This window comes from Acinetobacter sp. 'aerobic (ED)' (assembly GCF_904886855.1).
Lineage (GTDB): Bacteria > Pseudomonadota > Gammaproteobacteria > Pseudomonadales > Moraxellaceae > Acinetobacter > Acinetobacter courvalinii.
Window position 1 is genome coordinate 157,448 of the sequence record NZ_CAJHGI010000002.1, and the last position, 14,884, is coordinate 172,331.

At 43.1% G+C, this 14,884-nt stretch carries 13 protein-coding genes and 2 tRNA genes; 8 read left to right on the top strand and 7 right to left on the bottom strand.

Annotated features, from left to right (window positions below; genetic code table 11):
* The first annotated feature begins 206 nt into the window (after window positions 1-206).
* The 8 genes from ahcY (at window position 207) to JO943_RS04300 (ending at window position 10,316) form a co-directional block, all read left to right on the top strand.
* Window positions 207-1,589, top strand: a complete 1,383-nt coding sequence (ahcY, locus tag JO943_RS04265; RefSeq protein ID WP_004771530.1) for an adenosylhomocysteinase — start codon at window positions 207-209, stop codon at window positions 1,587-1,589.
* A gap of 73 nt (window positions 1,590-1,662) precedes the next feature.
* Window positions 1,663-2,499 (top strand): methylenetetrahydrofolate reductase [NAD(P)H], encoded by an 837-nt coding sequence (metF, locus tag JO943_RS04270; RefSeq protein ID WP_005229551.1) that lies wholly within the window; start codon window positions 1,663-1,665, stop codon window positions 2,497-2,499.
* Between the two features lie 22 nt (window positions 2,500-2,521).
* Window positions 2,522-3,238 (top strand): 16S rRNA (uracil(1498)-N(3))-methyltransferase, encoded by a 717-nt coding sequence (locus JO943_RS04275; protein WP_150953362.1) that lies wholly within the window; start codon window positions 2,522-2,524, stop codon window positions 3,236-3,238.
* Window positions 3,239-3,357: 119 nt separating this feature from the next.
* Window positions 3,358-6,228 (top strand): EAL domain-containing protein, encoded by a 2,871-nt coding sequence (locus JO943_RS04280; RefSeq protein ID WP_202740271.1) that lies wholly within the window; start codon window positions 3,358-3,360, stop codon window positions 6,226-6,228.
* 191 nt (window positions 6,229-6,419) lie between these two features.
* Window positions 6,420-8,690, top strand: coding sequence for an NADP-dependent malic enzyme (locus JO943_RS04285; protein ID WP_005229544.1), 2,271 nt, complete (start codon window positions 6,420-6,422; stop codon window positions 8,688-8,690).
* A gap of 96 nt (window positions 8,691-8,786) precedes the next feature.
* Complete coding sequence (locus JO943_RS04290; RefSeq protein WP_202740078.1) at window positions 8,787-10,013, top strand: multifunctional CCA addition/repair protein; 1,227 nt, start codon at window positions 8,787-8,789, stop codon at window positions 10,011-10,013.
* A gap of 142 nt (window positions 10,014-10,155) precedes the next feature.
* Window positions 10,156-10,231: transfer RNA gene (locus tag JO943_RS04295), tRNA-Asn, on the top strand.
* A gap of 9 nt (window positions 10,232-10,240) precedes the next feature.
* Window positions 10,241-10,316, top strand: a tRNA-Asn gene (locus JO943_RS04300).
* A 110-nt stretch (window positions 10,317-10,426) separates the two neighbouring features.
* On the opposite strand, the gene JO943_RS04305 is transcribed toward JO943_RS04300, so the two are convergent.
* Genes JO943_RS04305 through JO943_RS04335 form a run of 7 tightly spaced genes read right to left on the bottom strand, consistent with a single transcriptional unit; the run spans window position 10,427 to window position 14,876 of the window.
* Window positions 10,427-11,083, bottom strand: a complete 657-nt coding sequence (locus tag JO943_RS04305; RefSeq protein WP_032871971.1) for a tRNA-(ms[2]io[6]A)-hydroxylase — start codon at window positions 11,081-11,083, stop codon at window positions 10,427-10,429.
* A 4-nt stretch (window positions 11,084-11,087) separates the two neighbouring features.
* Entirely contained in the window at window positions 11,088-11,816 is a 729-nt protein-coding gene (gene pdxJ, locus JO943_RS04310; RefSeq protein ID WP_009514627.1) for a pyridoxine 5'-phosphate synthase, read from the bottom strand.
* 55 nt (window positions 11,817-11,871) lie between these two features.
* A complete protein-coding gene (gene recO / locus JO943_RS04315; protein WP_202740079.1) occupies window positions 11,872-12,579 on the bottom strand; it encodes a DNA repair protein RecO in 708 nt (235 codons plus the stop codon).
* Window positions 12,580-12,588: 9 nt separating this feature from the next.
* The gene (locus tag JO943_RS04320) at window positions 12,589-12,786 is read right to left on the bottom strand and encodes an NF038104 family lipoprotein (RefSeq protein ID WP_005284684.1); all 198 of its coding nucleotides are present in this window, start codon (window positions 12,784-12,786) and stop codon (window positions 12,589-12,591) included.
* Between the two features lie 15 nt (window positions 12,787-12,801).
* Window positions 12,802-13,830, bottom strand: a complete 1,029-nt coding sequence (gene era, locus JO943_RS04325; RefSeq protein ID WP_005229533.1) for a GTPase Era — start codon at window positions 13,828-13,830, stop codon at window positions 12,802-12,804.
* A 4-nt stretch (window positions 13,831-13,834) separates the two neighbouring features.
* Window positions 13,835-14,530 (bottom strand): ribonuclease III, encoded by a 696-nt coding sequence (rnc, locus tag JO943_RS04330; RefSeq protein WP_004771512.1) that lies wholly within the window; start codon window positions 14,528-14,530, stop codon window positions 13,835-13,837.
* A complete protein-coding gene (locus JO943_RS04335) occupies window positions 14,499-14,876 on the bottom strand; it encodes a DUF4845 domain-containing protein (RefSeq protein WP_202740080.1) in 378 nt (125 codons plus the stop codon). The genes rnc and JO943_RS04335 overlap by 32 nt, the downstream gene beginning before the upstream one ends.
* Window positions 14,877-14,884: the final 8 nt, after the last annotated feature.

A 14,884-nucleotide genomic window follows, 5' to 3' on the forward strand; every position in this document is an offset into this window, starting at 1 on the left:
CTTCATTTTCTAGCCATTTCCAATAAAAATTTCATTGGAACGCAACCAATTTCCAAGTATCATATTGCCCAGTCGAGGGATGCTGCGACAATTGATCGGCACTAAAGATCAATTTGCCAGGCTCGACGATCGGTTAAACATTCGCTTTAGCCAACAACGGCATCCGCGAACAGAATGATCCATACTATTTTTTCTAGGAGATCCTGATGAACGCGGTGAATGCTTCATTTACAGATTATAAAGTTGCCGATATTTCCCTTGCTGACTACGGTCGTAAAGAGATCAAACTTGCTGAAGCAGAAATGCCAGCTTTGATCGGCTTACGTAAGCGTTATTCTGCTGCTAAACCACTTGCTGGCGCAAAAATTCTGGGTTGTATCCATATGACCATCCAGACTGCTGTTTTAATTGAAACATTGGTTGAACTTGGCGCAGAAGTACGTTGGACTTCATGCAACATCTTCTCGACTCAAGACCATGCTGCTGCTGCCATTGCTGCAAGCGGCGTGCCTGTATTTGCCTGGAAAGGTGAAACAGAAGAAGAATATGTATGGTGCCTAGAGCAACAGATCAATGTAAATGGTCAGCCTTGGGATGCCAACATGATTCTGGACGATGGCGGTGACTTGACTGCACTTGTTCACGAAAAATACCCTGCGCTGTTAGAACGCATCCACGGCATTACCGAAGAAACCACAACAGGCGTACAACGTCTATTGGAAATGTGGAAAGACGGTTCACTTAAAGTTCCTGCCATCAACGTGAATGATTCGATCACTAAATCGAAAAACGACAACAAATACGGTTGCCGTCATTCATTAAATGATGCGATCAAACGTGCAACTGATATGTTGCTTTCTGGTCGTCGTGCACTTGTGATCGGTTATGGTGATGTGGGTAAAGGTTCGGCGCAATCTTTACGTCAGGAAGGCATGATCGTACGTGTGACTGAAGTGGACCCGATTTGTGCAATGCAGGCATGTATGGATGGCTACGAAGTTGTTTCTCCATACAAAAATGGCGTACAAACTGGCAAGAAAGAAGACATCAATCACGACCTACTCGGCAATACTGACCTTGTTGTAACAACGACTGGTAACTATCACGTATGTGATTCAGCCATGTTAGATAGCTTAAAAGCGGGTGCGGTTGTATGTAACATCGGTCACTTTGACACTGAAATCGATACAGCTTACCTCCGTGGTTACAAGTGGGTTGAAGTAAAACCACAAGTCCACCAAGTATATCGTTCAGAAGATGAAAACAACTATTTGATCCTTCTTTCAGAAGGTCGCCTAGTCAACCTTGGTAACGCCACAGGTCACCCGTCACGTGTCATGGATGGTTCTTTCGCCAACCAGGTTTTAGGTCAAATGCATTTATTCGCTGAGAAATTTGCTGATTTGCCTGCCGATCAAAAACAAGCGGCGATTCGCGTAGAAGTACTGCCTAAGAAATTAGACGAAGAAGTTGCTGCTGCAATGGTTGTTGGCTTCGGTGGTGTGCTTACACAGTTGACGCAAGTACAGGCAGATTACTTAGGCGTTCCTGTAGAAGGCCCGTTCAAATCTGACGCTTATAAATACTAAGAACATCAGGGCAGACGTTTTACGGACTGCCCTTTTTTCTAAAATTTTCCAGGCGAGTTAAAAAGGATTTGAAATGACCAAGCGTGTTCCTATTTCTTTTGAATTTTTCCCACCAAAAACTGATGCGGGTGCGGAAAAGTTACGTGTTGTTCACCAAGAACTACAACTGTTAAATCCAGAGTTTTTCTCCATTACCTATGGCGCTGGCGGTTCTACCCGTGAACGTACCTTAGCGGCGATTAATGACTTTAATGGTCAAGGCACCCCTGTTGCACCGCACTTGTCTTGTATCGGGGATGATAAGGCACGTATCGCTGAGCTATTAGACTTATATAAATCTCAAGGCATCGATCGCATTGTGGCATTGCGTGGTGATTTACCGTCAGGTCAGGTCGGCCTGGGTGAACTCCCTTATGCACAGGATCTGGTTCGTTTTATTCGCGAACATTCAGGTGACCATTTCCACATTGAAGTCGCTGCTTATCCTGAAATGCATCCACAAGCAGACAGTTTTGATGGTGATATCCAGCGTTTTGTAGAGAAAGTCAATGCGGGTGCCAACGCGGGCATTACCCAATTTTTCTTCAATCCAGATGCGTATTTCTACTTTATTGAACGAATTGCCAAAGCAGGCGTGAATATTCCAGTTGCACCAGGTATCATGCCGATCACCAATGCCAGTAACCTGATCCGCTTCGCTGATGGTACAGGTGCCGAAATTCCACGCTGGATCCGTAAGCAACTGGCTGCCTATGGTGATGATAGCGCAAGCATCAAAGCTTTCGGTCACGAAGTGATTGTGAATCTGTGCGAGCGACTGATCGCGGGTGGCGCACCAACCCTGCACTTCTACTCAATGAACCAAACCGAACCGACTCGACAACTGGTTGTTGATCTTGGTTTAAACTAATTTGTACGAGCCCTACCCAAGCATGAATCGTTTTTATATCGAAACCGAATTAAATACTGGCCATACCATTGAATTAACAGAATCGGTATTTCATCACTGGGTACGCGTGCTTCGTGCCAAAGAACAAGAACAGGCCATCTTTTTCAATGGAAAAGGTGGCGAATATGTGGTCACACTGACTCAGATCAACAAAAAAAATGCCTTTGTTTCAGTCGATCAATTTGATGCAGCAGATCGTACTGCCCCTTTTAAAGTGATCTTAGGACAAGTCATGAGTAAAGGGGATCGTATGGATTATGCGATCCAGAAGGCCACTGAACTCGGCGTGAGCACCATTCAGCTTTTGACCAGTGAACGTTGCGAAATGCGTTTAAAGTATGATCGTGACCAAAAGAAACTGGATCACTGGCAGTCTGTTGCGATTGCAGCATGTGAACAATGCGGCATGAACCGTGTACCGGAAATTCTTGCGCCAATTTCACTCAGCGACTGGGTTGAGTCCGATTTACCTGCCTCACGTTTTGTACTTGCCCCAAATAAAGATCAGGAAAATGTGCTGTTAAATAGTTCACCGGATCTAGCCTTACTGATTGGTCCCGAAGGTGGCCTAAGTGAAGCAGAAATTAACATTGCTAATCAAAATAATTTTAAAAACTGGTGTATTGGAGATCGGGTTTTGAGAACAGAAACCGCGCCGGTTGTGGCTTTATCCATTTTGAATTATCACTTTGCTCCCTAATCATGCCTGAGCATTGCTTTCCATTTTATTTAGCGCTAATTTAAAGCGCAAATCGACTATGTTTACAAAAAAACAAAGACTGTGCACATAGATAAAAAATGAAAAGGATTATGCTTTATATGTTAGGGGTACAGGACAAACGCTTGCCACAGTTTATCTATACGGATCAAATTAGTTATCCGAATCATGTCCGCTTATTTGTCATAAGTGTGTTTGGTATTTGTCTGTTAGATTATGCGCTGTTTGGCGCTTTTTATACATTTGAATCCAATATTTTTACCACCTGGATGAGTATCACCCTTGTCATCCTGTTTGGTTTTTCCTGTATTTGTCATTTTTTATTAAAACGTTACTCTGCAGTTCGCTATAGCCACACCACCCATCTTATCTTTCAACTGATCTGTTTTTTTACCGGTTTATTGATTGGTGCCAATACGGTCATTATTAATGATTATTTAGGCAATGATGTTCCGAATTTAATCGGCACGCATGTTTTAACACTTACCGCGTTATTACTGACTGCCTCTCATATTATTGCGCTGACTTTTTTAACCCAACATATTCGTTATTTTTTCTTATTTTTTATCCCGAGTATCACGCCATTATTTATTTCCCAGCTTATACAACGGGATCATGAACATAATCTATTCTATCTGGCCTATTATTCATCTTTTTTCGCAACCGTACTTTGTGCCCAGGCCACCTACAAGATTCACAAGCATCTGGCACTGGTGCTTGAAAAAAATAAACAGCTGATTGATGTCGCAGAACAGCACAACCACTGGACAGAGGAACTATGCCAGCAACTGCAGCATGAGGTGAACAAGTCTAAAGATATCGAAGCCCAGTTGCAGTTCAATAATCATTTGCTCGAACAAAAAGTTCGTGAGCGTACTTTTGACCTGACCCAGATGAACGAAAGTCTAGAGGAAAATCGTCAGAGTCTGGCCTTGGCACACGAAACTGCAGGTATTCAGCATTGGGACTGGAATCTTGAAAATACCATTCATAATATAACTCCACCGCATGAAGTTGAGCATAATGCCCAGAACCTTTATAGCCTGCTCAATGAGGTTGCCCACCCTAATGATGTTGAACGGGTAAAAAACACGCTCCATCAACACTTATCCGGCCAAACCCCACGTTATGAAGAAACCTTTCGTGTTAAATATGGAAATGGCGACTGGACCTGGATTCACGCTGTCGGTCAGGTAATTTTAAGAGATCCGAAAAATGGCAACGCCTTACGTATGGTGGGCGTGCATCGTGATATCAATCAGGAAAAGAAAGATCAGGAACGGCTGAAATTGGCTGCCAATGTGTTTGAACAGGCCTCCGAAGGTATTTTCATTCTGGATGAACACTTTAATTATGTTGAGATCAATCCTAAATACGAACAGCTGACTGGTCTGGATAAGCAAGCTGTTGTAGGCAAACAGCTGTTTGAAATTACCAGACAAAATAAACAGCATCATCATAATTTCCATCTCTCCATCTTGGATACCCTGCGTGAAGCGCAGGAATATGAAGGTGAATTTCAGGAAACCTATATCTCAGATAAGTCATGTTTCCTCTGGATTCATATCAATGCGGTCAAGGATGAACAGGATCGCGTTATTAATTATATCGGTATTGTTTCGGATCAGACTGAACGTAAGCATCAGGAACAGCGCTTATCGTATTTGACCAATTACGATACGCTAACCGACCTGCCCAACCGTTTTTATTATCAGCAGCAACTGCATCAATATCTGGTCAATGAACCTGCCATTCAACATTTGGCTGTTATCCGTCTAAACATTGACCGTTTCCGCGCACTCAATGAAATCATCAGCAATAAGGCAGGAAACGAGTTGCTCAAACAGGTGGCACAACGTCTACGCATCAGTAATATTGATGCCCTGCTGGTGGCGCATTTAAGTGCAGATGATTTTGCCATTATTTATGAGATATCCCATCTGCATCCGCCTATTCACCAACTCTGCAATAATATTGTAGAAGCTTTTAGCAAGGCTTTTTATATTGCCGATCAGGAGTATTTTGTCAGCATTTCCATTGGCGTGGCCATTTATCCAGAGCATGGCCGTCAGGTGGACAATTTAAATACCCATGCTGAACAAGCACTGAATGAAGCCAAACGTTTAGGTGGTAACACCATCCATTATTATTCCAATGAAAGAGCCAATTTTGTTGCCAAATACAGTGATCTGGAACTTGATCTGCGGAAGGCCATTCAGAACAAGGAACTGGTGGTTTACTATCAACCGAAGATCAGCGCAATCGATGACCAGATCAATGGTTTTGAAGCCTTGATTCGCTGGAAACATCCAAGCAAAGGATTAATTATGCCAAGCATTTTTATTCCTTTGGCAGAAAGTACCAGTTTAATCTCTGATATCGGACAGTTTGTATTACATGAAGCAGCCAAGCAGTTACAGGCCTGGCAGCAATTTGGCTTTAATAATATCAATATTGCCGTCAATATTGTGGCCCAACAGATTTTACGTGGTCAATTACTGCATGATATTGATGATGTCCTGATGACGTATGGCATTTCTGGCAAAAATCTGGAACTGGAAATTACTGAATCCGCGTTTCTGGAAAATACCGAAAATGTTAAAACCATTCTCAATGCCCTGAAACAACGTCAGATTTGTATCGCACTGGATGACTTTGGTACCGGCTATTCTTCTCTGGCCTACTTAACCGAATATCCAATTGACATTTTAAAAATTGATCGTGCTTTTATTTTGAAAATTGGCAATCCGAAACAGGATGCGATCGTTAATGCCATGATCGCCATGGGTAAAACCATTGGCTTAAAAGTTGTGGCCGAAGGTGTGGAAACCGAACAGCAACGTGACTATCTCAAAAAACAAAACTGCGACATATTGCAGGGTTACCTGTTCTCGAAACCATTAACTGCGACCGCTGCAACGGAGTACCTGCAACAGCACCTACAGCTGTCAACGGCAAGATATTCCATTTAAACGTGAATTTTAAGCTTTTTGGTCCTTTTCTTTGAAGCAAATCTAGCCTGTGAATCGCTGTAACGTTGAGTGAAAATAAGCTTTTTTGACTGTGCGAAAGCATGAACTAGTGCTATATTCTTGTGCACTTATCTTAATATAGTAATTGGACTTGTATATGTCTGATTATTATCGGAACAAATGAGACTCAGATGGACGATCAATCTTTAAAACAAGCCGCTTTGTATTACCATGAATTTCCTACACCTGGAAAAATCAGTGTGACGCCAAACAAGCAGCTCGTTAACCAACGAGATCTAGCGCTTGCTTATTCCCCTGGTGTTGCAGCTCCATGTTTAGAAATCGAACGTGACCCTTCTACCGCTGCAAAATATACAGCACGTGGTAATCTGGTCGCCGTCGTGAGTAATGGTACTGCCGTGCTTGGTTTGGGAAATATTGGTCCTCTTGCTTCTAAGCCGGTTATGGAAGGTAAAGGCGTTCTATTTAAAAAGTTCGCTGGTGTTGATGTCTTCGATATCGAAATTGATGAAAATGATCCAGACAAAATCGTTGATATCGTTGCGGCCCTAGAGCCAACTTTTGGTGGTATCAACCTTGAAGATATCAAAGCGCCAGAATGTTTCTATATCGAAAAGAAACTTCGCGAACGCATGAAAATTCCGGTATTCCATGATGACCAACATGGAACCAGTATTATTGTCGGTTCAGCATTGCTCAATGCTTTACAGATCGTAAATAAGAAAATTGATGAAATTAAAATTGTTGCCTCAGGCGCAGGTGCTGCTGCACTTTCTTGCCTAGATTTACTTTGCGCATTAGGCGTAAATAAAAACAACATCGTTGTTGCCGACTCTCGCGGTCTTTTAACCACTGCCCGTGAAGGTCTGGACGAGTCTAAAAAACGTTATGTTCAAGACATTCAAGCCAGCCAGTTGCATGAAGTCATGGCAGGCGCAGACATGTTCCTCGGTCTTTCAGCAGCAGGCATCTTGACCAAAGAAATGGTTAAGGAAATGGCTGAGAACCCGATCATTTTTGCCTTGGCAAACCCTGATCCGGAAATTTTACCTGAACATGCACACGAAGTTCGCCCAGATGTGATTATGGCAACAGGTCGTTCTGACTATCCGAACCAAGTGAACAATGCACTTTGTTTCCCTTATATCTTCCGTGGTGCGCTGGATGTTGGTGCCACAACCATTAATGAAGAAATGAAAATTGCCTGTGTCCACGCGATTGCACGTATGGCACATGTAGAAGCAGATGCTGCAACTTATGGTGAAAAATCAGCTTCATTTGGTCGTGACTACCTGATCCCTCGCCCACTTGATCAACGTTTGATTCTGGAAATTGCACCAGCCGTTGCCAAAGCAGCAATGGATTCTGGCGTCGCAACCCGTCCAATCGAAGATTTCTCTGCATATCGTCAACGTCTTTCTGAGTTTGTTTATAACTCGGCATTCTTGATGAAACCGATCTTTGCACAGGCGAAGACCGACCCTAAACGTATTGCTTATGCTGAAGGTGAAGATCTACGCGTATTACGTGCGGTTCAGATTGCTGTTGATGAAGGCTTGGCAAAACCGATTCTTGTTGGTCGTACCGCGGTAATCGAAGAGAATATCAAAAAGCTTGGTTTACGTTTACAACATGGTGTAAACATTGAAATCGTCGATCAGGAAAAAAATCCTCAGTACGAAGAGTTCTCTAAAGAATATCACCAGATCATGCAACGCAAAGGCGTTACGGTTGAATACGCTCAACGTGAAGCACGCCGTCGTTCTACACTCATTGCAGCCATGTTGGTGAAGTTTGGTCAAGCAGATGGCATGCTATGTGGTACTTATTCAAGCTATGACATTCACTTAGATTTCGTGAAAAATATCATTGGCTTGAAAGAAGGTCGCAGCACATTCTTTACCTTGAACGCCTTGATGCTTGAAGATCGCAATTTATTTATTGCCGATACCTATGTAAACACTAACCCAACTGCAGCTCAGCTTGCTGAAATGACCATTTTGGCAGCAGAAGAAGTTCGCCGTTTTGGTATTACACCGCGTGTTGCCCTGCTTTCACACTCGAGCTTTGGTAGCGATCAAACCGATCCAAGCGCACAAAAAATGCGTGAAGTTTACCGTTTGTTGTCTGAACAGGCTCCTGAACTTGAAGTGGAAGGCGAGATGCACGGTGATGCTGCATTAGATGAAAATATTCGTCATTTTGCATTCCCGAATTCACGCTTCAAAGGCTCGGCAAACTTGTTGATTATGCCTAACCTCGATTCGGCAAACATTTCATTCAACCTGTTAAAAGCAACTTCGGGGAATAATGTGACCATTGGTCCTATTTTACTTGGTGCTGCAAAACCTGTTCATATTCTGACACCTACAGCAACGACTCGCCGTCTGGTCAATATGACAGCATTAACAGTTGCTGAAATTCAACAAAGCCAGAACTAAGTTCACTAAAGCGAAGCTTTTCTGGAAAAGCTTCGCTTTACGCTTGAGAAAACCTCTATTCTGTAGCATGATTGTGTGAAGAATCGAGGTTTTTTCATGCAAGTTTATTTAGTAGGCGGTGCAGTCCGGGATCATTTACTCGGCCATCCCTATCACGAAAAAGATTATGTGGTGGTTGGAGCAACACCCGAACAATTATTGGCCGAAGGTTATCAACCTGTCGGTAAAGATTTTCCTGTATTCCTACATCCAAAAACAAAAGAAGAATATGCACTGGCACGTACTGAACGCAAATCTGGTGTGGGTTATCATGGCTTCCAGTTTTTCACTGATACCAGCGTAAAATTAGAAGACGATCTGGTTCGTCGTGACCTGACCATTAATGCAATGGCAATGGATGAAAATGGCACAGTCTATGATCCCTATGGTGGTCAGCAGGACTTGCAACACAAAATTCTACGTCATGTTTCAGATGCATTTACCGAAGATCCATTACGTGTACTTCGCGTAGCACGTTTTGCAGCGCGTTATGCCACTTACGGCTTTACTGTTGCAGAAGAAACCCTGCAATTGATGCGGAAAATTGCCCAGTCAGGTGAATTAAGTGCATTAACGCCCGAACGCGTCTGGAAAGAAACCTCTCGTGCCTTAATGGAAGATCATGCAGATGTGTATTTCCAGATCTTAAAAGACTGTGATGCCTTGGAAGTCTTATTCCCGGAAATCAATGCATTATTCGGCGTTCCTCAACGTCCAGAATATCATCCTGAAATTGATTGCGGCATTCACACCCTGATGGCACTAAAACAGGCCTGTTTAGCAAATTATGCGCTTGAAGTGCGCTTTGCAGTGCTGGTACACGACCTCGGGAAAGCACTCACCCCTGTAGACGAGTTACCACGGCATATTATGCATGAAGAACGTGGTATCCCACCCGTTACCGAGATCTGTGACCGCTTGAAGGTACCGACTGCGCTTAAAAATCTGGCCCTGATCGTATGTAAAGAGCATTTAAAATGTCATCAGGTAAAGAATCTGAAACCGGGTACCTTATGGCGCTTGTTACAACGTTTGGATGTGCTGCGCCGGCCAGAGAAAGTGGAAGCTTTTGTACAGGCCTGTGAATGTGATGCCAAAGGTCGTTTAGGTTTAGAGCAACGTCCTTATCCGCAAGCCCAATATATGTTAGATGCAATGCAAATCGTCAGAAATATACGTGCGCAGGATTTGCCCGAACATGTCAGCGGCCCTGAAATTGGAGAAATGCTGATTCAATATCGAATTGATGCATTGGCAAAGTTCAAGGAACAGCACATTAACTGATTAATTTTTAAGTAAATAAGATCTTTTTTCCACATTTTTTGCTCGGTTTACGCTGAAAAGATTATTAATCAAGCAAACGATTAATTTTATTTACTATTGTTGTTGACGCATCTGCTTTTCATGCCTAAAATGCGCATCAGATTCTCCAATAGCTCAGTCGGTAGAGCGACGGACTGTTAATCCGCAGGTCCCTGGTTCGAGCCCAGGTTGGAGAGCCAATCTACTATTCTCCCATAGCTCAGTCGGTAGAGCGACGGACTGTTAATCCGCAGGTCCCTGGTTCGAGCCCAGGTGGGAGAGCCAAGATTCTAAAAAGCCCTGATCATTGATTGGGGCTTTTTTTATGACATAATAAAATTAAACTCCCATAAAAAAACCTCTGCTGATCAGAGGTTTTTTCTTTCAGATTCAGATTAAGCTGCCACTGTTGCAGGTACACCACTATGAAAACGGAAGGTATCATCTGGAGTTAAAATCAGATTTTTTTCCACTTCACGGATATATTCAATACGCTGCTGAATATCTTCTTCCGGGTCTTTGAGTTTCGCTGATTTTGCAACATCTAAAGCCAACGCTAAATAGTCCTCAAAATGACGAGATTCCGATTTAAGCAAATAACGGTAGTAACGCCCCAGCTCATCATCAACAATCGGTGCCAGCGCATAGAAACGCTCACATGAACGCGCCTCTACAAATGCACCAATAATCATGACATCAATCAATGCTTCAGGCTCATAAGTACGGATTTCTTTACGTAACCCGCCTGCATAACGCCCTGCACTCAAGCCCTTCCATTCTTGGCCACGCTTGTTCATGAATTCCAGCACCTGCTCATAATGCAGCATTTCTTCACGCACCAATTGTGCCAATTTCACTTGCAAATCGGTAAAGAAGCTATAGCGGAACATCAGGTTCATGGCTGTACTTGCTGCTTTCTTCTCACAGTTGGCATGGTCTTGCATCAAGATATCAAGGTTATTCACCGCTTCATCTAACCATGCCTGAGGCGTTGTACAACCCAAGAATGCAATGACGGGTTGCATCAGCTCATCATAATTTACACTACTCATCAATTTATCTCGCAGCAGCCTGAATTGCTGCTTTCATATCTTTTACCGCTTGGGCCAGTCCAACGAATACGCTATCGGCAATAATTGAATGCCCAATATTCAGCTCATGAATTTGTGGGATCGCTGCAATCGCAGCAACATTGTCCAGATTTAAACCATGTCCTGCATTGACCACCAAACCTTTGGCAGCTGCGTACTCAGCACCTTTGATAATACGCGCCAATTCGGCTTGTTGCTGTTCGTCAGTTTCTGCATCTGCATAAGCACCGGTATGAATTTCAATCGTCGGCGCACCACATGCGACAGCCGCATCAATCTGTGCCAGATCTGCATCGATAAATAACGACACATCACTACCAATTGCGGTCAGTGCTGCCGTTGCCGCCTTGACTTTTTCAAAGTGCCCTACAACATCCAGACCACCTTCGGTTGTCACTTCCTGGCGACGTTCTGGCACGAAGCACACATGCTGAGGCTGAATCTCTTTGGCAAATGCAACCATTTCGTCTGTCACCGCCAACTCAAGATTCATTCGAGTTTTCAGCAACGGACGCATACGACGTACATCATCATCCTGTATATGACGACGATCTTCACGTAAATGTAAGGTAATCCCCTCTGCACCCGCTTGCTCACAAACCAAAGCAGCCTGAACTGGATCAGGGTAAGTTGTACCACGTGCCTGTCTTAATGTTGCAACATGATCAATGTTTACACCCAAGATTGCAGCCATAAAAAATATCCTATCGGTTGAGCCCTGAATAATAATTTTCAATACATCAGGAATATCAAGTTTGTGTACTTTGAATCCAGAGTTGACGGCTTTTAAGTGGCCGGTCACCCAGCAATGAGCTAATCATTTGACGGTATAGTTTACCCAATAATTGCAATTGTTCGTGAGAAAAATCCTGACCATCTTCATGGTTTTGCATAGACGCAATCAAGGTACCAGAAAGTGTCGAACGTGACGCTTGTGCAACCGGCAAAAAGCCATCATTCAACTGAAACTGGTAATGCCGAAGTGGCAGGATTTGCTGCTGATTGGCATCCACCGAAAAATCGATGGCATAGCCCAGCTCTTGCAATAAGACATGCTCGAATTGACGCAGGATTTGACGCAAGAATAAGGACGCTTGCTCATGTGAGGCGAGTTGCTGCAATTGCAACAAGGTCAACTGATATTGCTCAAATGTCTGAGGCATTGCTTCTTCCAGAGGGCAAAGCCGCAACACAATTTCATTGAGATAGAACCCAGCAAAAAAAGCATCGCCATGAAAGAAAACAGGCTGGTTCAGAATTTCCAGTTTAATGAAATTTTTAAGCTCGGATTTGCCTGTCGCTTGCAAGCAAATAGGTTGATACTGCGGTGGAGGAATCTGTCTCAAGATTCCATCCACTCGACCATATTCTTGTGTAAATAAATGCACAATATGGCTTTTTTCACGATATTTACGATGATGAATCAAATAACCATGCAGGACTTCATTACGCATCATGGAACGAGATTAGTCCTTCTTCTTGTCATCCTTTTCTTCATCATCGCCATCAGGAATAACCGCACCGACCACAGCAGCCGTGCCTTTGACCACCCCTTTGGTTGTCTTATAAGCCACTTTAACAGGTACGGTCACAAGTTTATGAATACAGCCCTGTAACATGAAAATACATGTCACGATTGCGAATACACGAATTGTTGTTTTCATACCTGTTTCCATTGCTTAAATATCGCTATAGCCCAAGCTCTTTAAAGCACGCTCATCATCAGACCAGCCGCCTTTGACTTTCACCCAAAGCGTGAGCATGATTTTTTGTTCAAACATTTTTTCCATGTCTGCACGTGCATCCATACCGATACTTTTCAGCTTCGCGCCTTTATCACCAATGACAATGGCTTTTTGCCCTTGGCGCTCAACAAAGATGGTTGCATCAATATAAGTACAAGGTGGTTTTAAACGACCGGTTTTTTCATTGACAGTCGCTTCTTCTGTTTTAAAAGATTCAATCTGTACAGTCAAATCGTATGGCAGCTCTTCACCCAACTGGCGCATGATTTTCTCGCGAATAATTTCACTCGCAAGGAAGCGTTCCGAACGATCGGTAATCTGGTCCAGTGAATACAACGGTGGCTGATAAGGTAAATACTTTTCAATGGTATCACGCAGATGCTCAAGATTGGCGCCACGTAATGCCGATACCGGAACAATCTCGGCAAAGTTCATTAACTTGGCACGTTCACGAATCAATGGTAATGCTTCGTTTTTGTTCTCGAAGGTATCCAGCTTATTGATCACGAGGATCACAGGCATATCTGCATTTTTCAGCTTTTCCAAAACCAGTTCGTCGTTTTGAGTCCACTTTTGTGCATCCACCACAAATAAAACCAGGTTTACATCACGCAAAGCCGAGTGAGCAGCACGGTTCATCATCTTGTTGATGGCACGGACTTCTTTCTTGTGCATCCCGGGCGTATCCACAAATACTGCCTGTGATTTTTCACGAGAATCAATACCGACAATCTTATGACGTGTGGTTTGTGGCTTACGTGAAGTAATTGACAGTTTTTGACCCAATAAATGGTTCATTAAGGTCGACTTACCTACGTTTGGACGACCAACGATCGCAACAAAACCGCTTTTAAAATCTGAAGGAATCGTGGTTCCTTGAGAACTAAAAAATTGATCAATCAAGTTATTGCCGTCTTGCTGCTCAGCTGCTGCTTCTGGCTTATTTTCTTCTGAATGGGACATCAGGTTATTGCTCCAATAATTTTAAAATCTCTGCCGCTGCCGTTTGTTCGGCAAAACGACGACTTGAGCCCTCGCCTTGAATTTTTGGCAATCCATCGACTAAACATTCCACTTTGAAATGCTGATTCGGTGCATCGCCCTGAATATCTACAACCTCGTAAACTGGGAGAGGTTTTTTACGTGCTTGTAAATACTCTTGCAAACGTGATTTCGGGTCTTTCAGTTGATCTGTCGGTTCGATATGATCAAGATATGGTTCATACCATTTTAACACAATGCGTTCCAGCAGGTTGAGATCATTACAGTCTAAATAAATAGCACCAATAATTGCCTCTACTGTATCCGCCAAAATCGATTCACGGTGATGACCACCTGATTTTAGCTCGCCAGTGCTTAAAATTAATGACCGACTCAGTTGTAAATCATTTGCAATTTTTCCTAAGGCTTCCTGTCGAACCAGCGTCGCACGCATTCGCGTTAAGCGGCCTTCATTTTCCAGCGGATAGGCATTATACAAATAATTCGCAACGATCATTCCCAATAACGAATCGCCTAGAAATTCTAGGCGTTCATAATTGTGTTTATGGCTGACAGAACGATGGGTTAAGGCCAGTTTTAACAAATCAATCTGTTTAAACTGGTGACCAATTCGTCCTTGCAACCGAGTATCATTGAGCTTGTTTTGCAGATTTTTGGTCAAAAGTCTTCTCAAAGGTCATAACTAGACTAATATTTAGCATGAAAGGCTTACGGATTTCATACTTCTTTACTACGACAAGATCATCTTTATAAGTCACTTGTGCAATATCTTTAAAATGTAGATCACGGATCCCGTTCATATCAAAACGTTGATCCATCTGAGAGGCAAACTTACTTGGTGTAATGTTTGCTGGGCTATCTTTTAATAAGCCTTCAATCTGATTATTAATCAGCTTGTCATCCCAGTATGCTGGCCAAATTGCAATTGCTGCTTTCACAGCAACTGCAAATAAAACCACCCCAAATAAAATTGCAATATACGAAGTCCCAAGTTGAGATTTACGCATCTTTATAT

Excerpts from the sequence above, each read along its gene's own strand:
- JO943_RS04280 (WP_202740271.1), top strand. The coding sequence starts at position 3,358 with ATGTTAGGGGTACAGGACAAACGCTTGCCACAGTTTATCTATACGGAT.
- JO943_RS04335 (WP_202740080.1), bottom strand. The coding sequence starts at position 14,876 with ATGCGTAAATCTCAACTTGGGACTTCGTATATTGCAATTTTATTTGGG.
- ahcY (WP_004771530.1), top strand. The coding sequence starts at position 207 with ATGAACGCGGTGAATGCTTCATTTACAGATTATAAAGTTGCCGATATT.
- JO943_RS04320 (WP_005284684.1), bottom strand. The coding sequence starts at position 12,786 with ATGAAAACAACAATTCGTGTATTCGCAATCGTGACATGTATTTTCATG.
- era (WP_005229533.1), bottom strand. The coding sequence starts at position 13,830 with ATGTCCCATTCAGAAGAAAATAAGCCAGAAGCAGCAGCTGAGCAGCAA.
- JO943_RS04305 (WP_032871971.1), bottom strand. The coding sequence starts at position 11,083 with ATGAGTAGTGTAAATTATGATGAGCTGATGCAACCCGTCATTGCATTC.
- JO943_RS04290 (WP_202740078.1), top strand. The coding sequence starts at position 8,787 with ATGCAAGTTTATTTAGTAGGCGGTGCAGTCCGGGATCATTTACTCGGC.
- JO943_RS04275 (WP_150953362.1), top strand. The coding sequence starts at position 2,522 with ATGAATCGTTTTTATATCGAAACCGAATTAAATACTGGCCATACCATT.
- JO943_RS04285 (WP_005229544.1), top strand. The coding sequence starts at position 6,420 with ATGGACGATCAATCTTTAAAACAAGCCGCTTTGTATTACCATGAATTT.
- recO (WP_202740079.1), bottom strand. The coding sequence starts at position 12,579 with ATGATGCGTAATGAAGTCCTGCATGGTTATTTGATTCATCATCGTAAA.
- pdxJ (WP_009514627.1), bottom strand. The coding sequence starts at position 11,816 with ATGGCTGCAATCTTGGGTGTAAACATTGATCATGTTGCAACATTAAGA.
- metF (WP_005229551.1), top strand. The coding sequence starts at position 1,663 with ATGACCAAGCGTGTTCCTATTTCTTTTGAATTTTTCCCACCAAAAACT.